At 68.8% G+C, this 6,450-nt stretch carries 4 protein-coding genes and 1 pseudogene; 2 read left to right on the forward strand and 3 right to left on the reverse strand.

Translation table 11 applies throughout. The features are described 5' to 3' along the window. Positions 1-425, forward strand: a pseudogene (gene fadH, locus I73_RS29090) (NADPH-dependent 2,4-dienoyl-CoA reductase); the annotation flags it as partial. 24 nt (positions 426-449) lie between these two features. Here fadH and I73_RS19050 read toward each other — a convergent pair. The 3 genes from I73_RS19050 to purL form a co-directional block, all read right to left on the reverse strand. Next, positions 450-674 (reverse strand): glycine zipper 2TM domain-containing protein, encoded by a 225-nt coding sequence (locus I73_RS19050; RefSeq protein WP_022982075.1) that lies wholly within the window; start codon positions 672-674, stop codon positions 450-452. Positions 675-797: 123 nt separating this feature from the next. Then, positions 798-1,721: a beta/gamma crystallin-related protein gene (locus I73_RS31085; protein WP_022982076.1), complete on the reverse strand. Its 924-nt coding sequence runs from the start codon at positions 1,719-1,721 to the stop codon at positions 798-800. 41 nt (positions 1,722-1,762) lie between these two features. Next, positions 1,763-5,767 (reverse strand): phosphoribosylformylglycinamidine synthase, encoded by a 4,005-nt coding sequence (gene purL / locus I73_RS19060; protein WP_022982077.1) that lies wholly within the window; start codon positions 5,765-5,767, stop codon positions 1,763-1,765. 142 nt (positions 5,768-5,909) lie between these two features. Between purL and map the strand changes: the two genes are divergently transcribed. Further along, positions 5,910-6,450, forward strand: a 541-nt coding sequence (gene map / locus I73_RS19065; protein WP_022982078.1) for a type I methionyl aminopeptidase, incomplete at its 3' end; no start/stop codon positions are given.

Consider the following 6,450-nt stretch of genomic DNA (forward strand, 5'->3'; position numbering starts at 1 on the left):
CCGACCCGGCCCTGGCCCGTGGTGGCTTGAAGCCCGAAGCCCTGCCGGTGCACCGCTCACCGCGGGACATCACCCTGCTGCAGCGCAAGCCCGGCAAGCTGGGCGCCAGCCTGGGCAAGACCACCGGCTGGATCCACCGGGCCTCGCTCAAGCAGCGCGGTGTGCGCTTTGTCGGCGGGGTGAACTACGAGCGCATCGGAGACCCGGGGCTGCAGCTGTCCGACGGCGAGCGCCGGGAAAACCTGCGCTGGCTGGAGGTGGACACTGTGGTGCTGTGCGCCGGCCAGGAGCCCCTGCGGGCCCTGCAGGCCCCATTGGAAGCCGCGGGGATCCGCGTGCACATCATTGGCGGGGCCCAGGAGGCCGGTGAACTCGATGCCAAGCGGGCGATCGATCAGGGCGTGCGCCTGGGCGCCAGCCTGTGAGCGCTGGGCCATCTGCCCAGAGAGTCACTTCTTGGCGTTTTCGTGACCGATCACACCACCGATGACGGCGCCGCCGATGGCGCCCGCGGTGGTGCCGCCGGTGATGACCGAGCCAGCCACGGCCCCCAAACCCGCCCCCACGGCGGTGTCCTTGCTGCGTTGGCTCATGCCGGCGCAGGCGGTCAGGGACAGCGCAGCCAGGCCCAGGGCCGAGACGGTGGCGAAGCGGGCGATTGCAGATGTGTTCATGGTGTTCTCCTCATCGAAACCACGAGCACAGCTTCTCAGGCGCCACGCGCCGCCACCATCGGTCAAGGGCGCGCGCGCTTGTCGGACGCCGCTGACAGAAGCCTGTGAGCGGTAGGCCAGGCGTCAGTAGCCCGAGGGCAGCCAGCCTGCAGGACGCACCGAGGACAGCACGTCATTGAAGTCCCAGCGGTTCAGGTCCGCATACTGCCCTGGCGACAGGGTGATGCAGCGCCCCCGGAAGTAGGCATCGCTGCACAGCTCCCAACGGCCCCAGCGGATCACGACCGAACTGACCCGGTCGTTGAAGCCGACCCGCCCCAGGTCGTCCACCCCGTGGCTGGCGTCCAGGCTGCGCCCCTCGAAGTTGGCGTGCTCGTACAGCTCGATGGCCGAGCGCTGGCTGGCGCCGTTGACCTGGCGGATCGAAGAGAGCTTGTCGTTGAGGTTCCAACTGCCCAGGGTGGGATAGCGGCCAGGGCCCAGGGTGATGCACTGCCCTCGGAAGTGGGCATCGCTGCAGAACTCCCAGAGCCCGCTGCGGATGACCAGCGACGATGCGCGGTCGTTGAAGCCGCGCTGCTGCAGATCGTCGATGCCCTGGCTCAGGTCGACCGAGCGGCCACCGAAATTGTCGTTCTCGTAGAGCACGACGGTGCCGGCGCCGCCCTGCCCCCAGCCGTTGCCATGCCAGCCACCGCCCCAGCCCGCACCCGGCCCGCCACCGTGGTTCCAGCCGCTGGCGCCTTCGGGACGGATGGAAGAGACCTTGTCATTGAGACCCATGGTGCTCAGAGAGGCATAGCGCCCTGGGCCCAGAGAGACGCATTGCCCCTTGAAGCCGGCGTCGCTGCACAAGGTCCAGCGCTCGCCGCGGATCACCAGGGAAGAGGCCTGGTCATTGAACTGCAGGGCCTGGAGATCCGGGATCTCTCCGGACGCTGCCAAGGAGCGCCCCTGGAAGTCGTCGTCCTGATACAGCACGATGTCTGCCTGGGCCGCCGTTGCGACTGCCAGCAAGGCCACGGCACCGATCCACTGCTTGCGCATTGCCTTCTCCCCTCGCGAGGCTGGAACGTTGAAACCGACTCTCAGCCCACCCACTTGCGCGCGTTGCGGAACATGCGCATCCAGGGGCTGTAGGCGCTGATGTCACCACCGTTCCAGCTCATCAGTACATTGCGGAAGACCCGCTCCGGGTGCGGCATCAGCACCGTGAAGCGGCCGTCCGGCGTGGTCACCGAGGTCAGGCCACCCGGGCTGCCGTTCGGGTTGAACGGGTAGACCTCGGTGGGCTGGCCCTGGCCATCCACATAACGCATGGCCTGATGCACGCGGTTGACGTCGCCGCGCTGCGAGAAGTCGGCAAAGCCCTCGCCGTGCGCGGTGGCGATGGGCAGGCGGCTGCCGGCCATGCCCTGGAAGAAGATGGAGGGGCTTTCCAGCACCTCGACCTGGGCCAGGCGGGCCTCGAACTGCTCGCTCTTGTTGCGGGTGAACTTGGGCCAGGCTTCGGCGCCCGGGATGATGGGCGAGAGCGCTGCCATCATCTGGCAGCCGTTGCAGATGCCCAGGGCAAAGGTGTCGCTGCGGCCGAAGAAGGCCTGGAACTGTTCGGCCAGGGCCGGGTTGAACAGGATGGAGCGGGCCCAGCCCTCGCCAGCGCCCAAGGTGTCGCCGTAGCTGAAGCCGCCGCAGGCCACAAAGCCCTGGAACTGCGACAGCGGCACGCGGCCGGACTGCAGGTCGCTCATGTGCACGTCGTGCGCATCGAAGCCGGCCAGTGCGAAGACGTGGCTGGTCTCCACATGGCTGTTCACGCCCTGCTCGCGCAGGATGGCCACCTTGGGGCGGGCCTTGGCGATGTAGGGCGCGGCCACGTCCTCGGCCGGGTCGAAGCTCAGGGCCAGATGCAGGCCGGGGCCTTCGCTGCCAGCGGCGGCGTGTTCCTGATCGGCGCAGACCGGGTTGTCGCGCAGGCGGGCGATGCGCCAGCTGACCTCGTCCCAGATCTGCTGCAGTTCGGACAGCGGGGCCGAGAACTGGCTCTTGGCGTCGCGCCAGACTTCGACCACGCCCTTGTCATTGGGCTTGCCCACCACATGGCTGCAGGTGGACAGGCCGTGCGCGCGCAGCGTGGCCAGCACCGCGTCGCGGTCGGCGGTCCTCACCTGCAGCAGAGCGCCCAGTTCCTCGTTGAACAGGGCCTGCAGGGTCAGCTCGTCGCGGCGGCCGCTGACCTGGGTGGCCCAGTTCTTGGCGTCGCCGGTGTCGGCGCGGCTGTCGCTGATGCCATCGCCCTCGAAGACCAGCATGTCCACGTTCAGGCTGACACCGCGCTGGCCGGCAAAGGCCATCTCGCAGGCGGCTGCCCACAGGCCGCCATCGGAGCGGTCATGGTAGGCCAGCAGCCGGCCTTCGGCGCGCAGCTGGTTGACGGCCGCCACCAGGGCCTTGAGCTGGGCGGGGTCGTCCACATCGGGCACGGCATCGCCGAACTGCTGCAGCGTCTGCGCCAGGATGGAGCCACCCATGCGGCGCTTGGCGTTGCCCAGGTCCACCAGGATCAGGGTGGTGTCGCCGTCCTGCAGCTGCGGGGTCAGGGTGCCGCGCACATCGTCCAGGGTCACAAAGGCCGAGACGATCAACGACACGGGCGCCACGACCTGCTTGGTCTGACCGTCCTCGCTCCAGCGGGTGCGCATGGACAGGCTGTCCTTGCCCACCGGCACGCTCACGCCCAGGGCCGGGCACAGTTCCATGCCCACGGCCTTGACCGTTTCGTAGAGGGCAGCATCTTCGCCCGGCTCGCCGCAGGCGGCCATCCAGTTGCAGCTGAGCTTGACGCGCGAGAGCTCGAAGGGCGCGGCCAGCAGGTTGGTGATGGCCTCGGCCACGGCCATGCGGCCGGAGGCCGGGGCGTCCAGCGCCGCCAGCGGCGTGCGCTCGCCCATGCTCATGGCCTCGCCGCGGAAGCCGGCGAAGTCGGCCAGGGTCACCGCGCAATCGGCCACGGGCACCTGCCAGGGGCCGACCATCTGGTCGCGGTGGTTCAGGCCACCCACGGTGCGGTCGCCGATGGTGATCAGGAAGCGCTTGCTGGCCACGGTGGGGTGGCGCAGCACATGGCGAGCCGCGTCGGCCAGCGCCACGCCGGTCAGGTCCAGCGGCGCCAGCTGGCGTGCCACCCGCTTCACGTCGCGTTGCATCTTGGGCGGCTTGCCCAGCAGCACGTCCATGGGCATGTCGATCACGCGCTCGCCGTTCGGCCCGTCCTCCAGGATCAGCGCGGGCGCGTCCGTGGCCACGCCGACCACTGCGTAAGGGCAGCGCTCGCGCCGGCACATCGCGTCAAAGGCGTCCAGCTTGGCCGGGTCCACCGCCAGGGTGTAGCGCTCCTGGCTCTCGTTGCACCAGATCTCCTTGGGCGCCAGTCCGGATTCCTCCAGCGGCACCTGGCGCAGATCGAAGCGCGCGCCCTTCTCGGCGCCGTCCACCAACTCGGGGAAGGCGTTGGAGATGCCGCCGGCGCCCACGTCGTGGATGGCCAGGATGGGGTTGCCCTCGCCCAGCGTCCAGCAGTGGTTGATGACCTCCTGGGCGCGGCGCTGGATCTCGGGGTTGCCGCGCTGCACGCTGTCGAAGTCCAACGCGGCGGTGTTGGTGCCGGCGGCCATCGAGCTGGCGGCGCCGCCGCCCATGCCGATGCGCATGCCCGGGCCGCCCAGCTGCACCAGCAGGGTGCCGGCGCCGAAGGGCAGTTTCTTGGTCTGGCCGTCGCTGATCATGCCGATGCCGCCGGCGATCATGATGGGCTTGTGGTAGCCGCGGCGGATGGCCTGGGCGCCCTCGCCCACCGTCTGCTCATAGACGCGGAAATAACCACCCAGGTTGGGACGGCCGAACTCGTTATTGAAGGCCGCGCCGCCCAGCGGGCCTTCGGTCATGATCTGCAGCGGGCTGGCGATGTGCTCGGGCTTGCCGTAGGGCTGGGCTTCCCAGGGCTCGGCGGTGTCCGGCAGGTGCAGGTTGGACACGCTGAAGCCGGTCAGGCCGGCCTTGGGCTTGGCGCCACGGCCGGTGGCGCCCTCGTCGCGGATCTCGCCGCCCGCGCCGGTGGAGGCGCCCGGGAACGGGGAGATGGCCGTCGGGTGGTTGTGGGTCTCCACCTTCATCAGCACATGGGCCGTTTCGGCCTTCACACCGTACTTCGGGGCGTCCAGGTAGCCCTCGGGCAGCCAGCGCTGTACCGGGCCGCCTTCCATCACCGCCGCGTTGTCGTTGTAGGCGATGATGGTGTGCTGCGGGTTGAGCTTCTCGGTGTTGCGGATCATGCCGAACATCGACAGCGGCTGCTTCTGGCCGTCGATGACGAATTCGGCGTTGAAGATCTTGTGCCGGCAGTGCTCGCTGTTGGCCTGGGCGAACATCATCAGCTCGACATCGGTCGGGTTGCGCTGCAGGCCGGTGAAGGCCTTGACCAGGTAGTCGATCTCGTCGTCCGACAGGGCCAGACCGAAGGTCGTGTTGGCCGCCTCCAGGGCCGAGCGGCCCTGGCCCAGCACGTCCACATGGGCCATGGGCTCGGCCGGCTTCTCGTCGAACAGGTGGGCCGCGGCCTCGCGCTGGAAGGCCACGCTCTCGGTCATGCGGTCGTGCAGCAGCAGCGCGCAGGCCTGCAGTTCCTCGGTGCTCAGCGGCTTGGCGCCACCGGTCAGGCTGCTCACCAGGCCGCTCTTGAGCTGCAGCCGGTATTCGGTGACTCGCTCGACCCGGTGGATGGCCAGGCCGCAGTTGTGGGCGATGTCGGTGGCCTTGGAGGCCCAGGGTGAGACCGTGCCCAGGCGCGGCATGGTGAGCACCAGGGTGCCGTCATCGCCCTGCGCCGGATCGCCGTAATTCAGCAGCTCGGCCAGCTTGGCCGTGGCCTCGGCCGTCAGCGGCCCATCGCTCCAGACCCAGTGCACATGGCGGGCCGTCACCCCGGTGATGCGCGGGCAGGCGGCCTGCAGGCGAGGCAGCAGCGCGGCGGCGCGGAAGGCGGACAGGGCGTTGCCGCCCTCGAAGTGCATCAGGTGCTTGGGAGCTGTGGACATGGAATCCCGTCGGTTGGCGGCGGTCTGAAGCGGTGCGCGCGTGGCAGCCCGTTGTGACGTTGGCCACGGCAGTCCCTGGGTGAAAGCACTGCCCTGGCCATAGAAACCGGCAATTTTACGATGCGATGGGATAATTCAGCCCATGACGATTTCCATCAAGAGCGCGGCCGACATCGAAGGCATGCGGGTGGCCGGACGCCTGACGTCCGAGGTGCTGGACATGCTGGTCGAGCATGTGAAGCCCGGGGTGACCACCAACCAATTGGACAAGCTGGCCCACGACCTGATCGTCCACGAGCAGAAGGCCATTCCGGCGCCGCTGAACTATGCGCCGCCGGGGCACCGCCCCTACCCCAAGTCGATCTGCGCCTCGGTGAACCACCAGGTCTGCCACGGCATTCCGAACGACAAGCCGCTGAAGGAAGGCGACATCGTCAACCTGGACATCACGGTGATCAAGGACGGCTGGCATGGCGACTCCAGCCGCATGTTCATCGTCGGCGAAGGCTCCATGGTGGCCAAGCGCCTGTGCCTGCTGACCTACGAGGCCATGTGGAAGGGCATCGTCAAGGTGCGCGCGGGCGCCCGCCTGGGCGACATCGGCCACGCCATCCAGACCTTTGCCGAGAACGCCGGCCTGTCGGTGGTGCGCGAGTTCTGCGGCCACGGCATCGGCCGGGGCT

It is taken from the genome of Ideonella sp. B508-1 (genome assembly GCF_000333615.1).
GTDB lineage: Bacteria > Pseudomonadota > Gammaproteobacteria > Burkholderiales > Burkholderiaceae_C > Ideonella.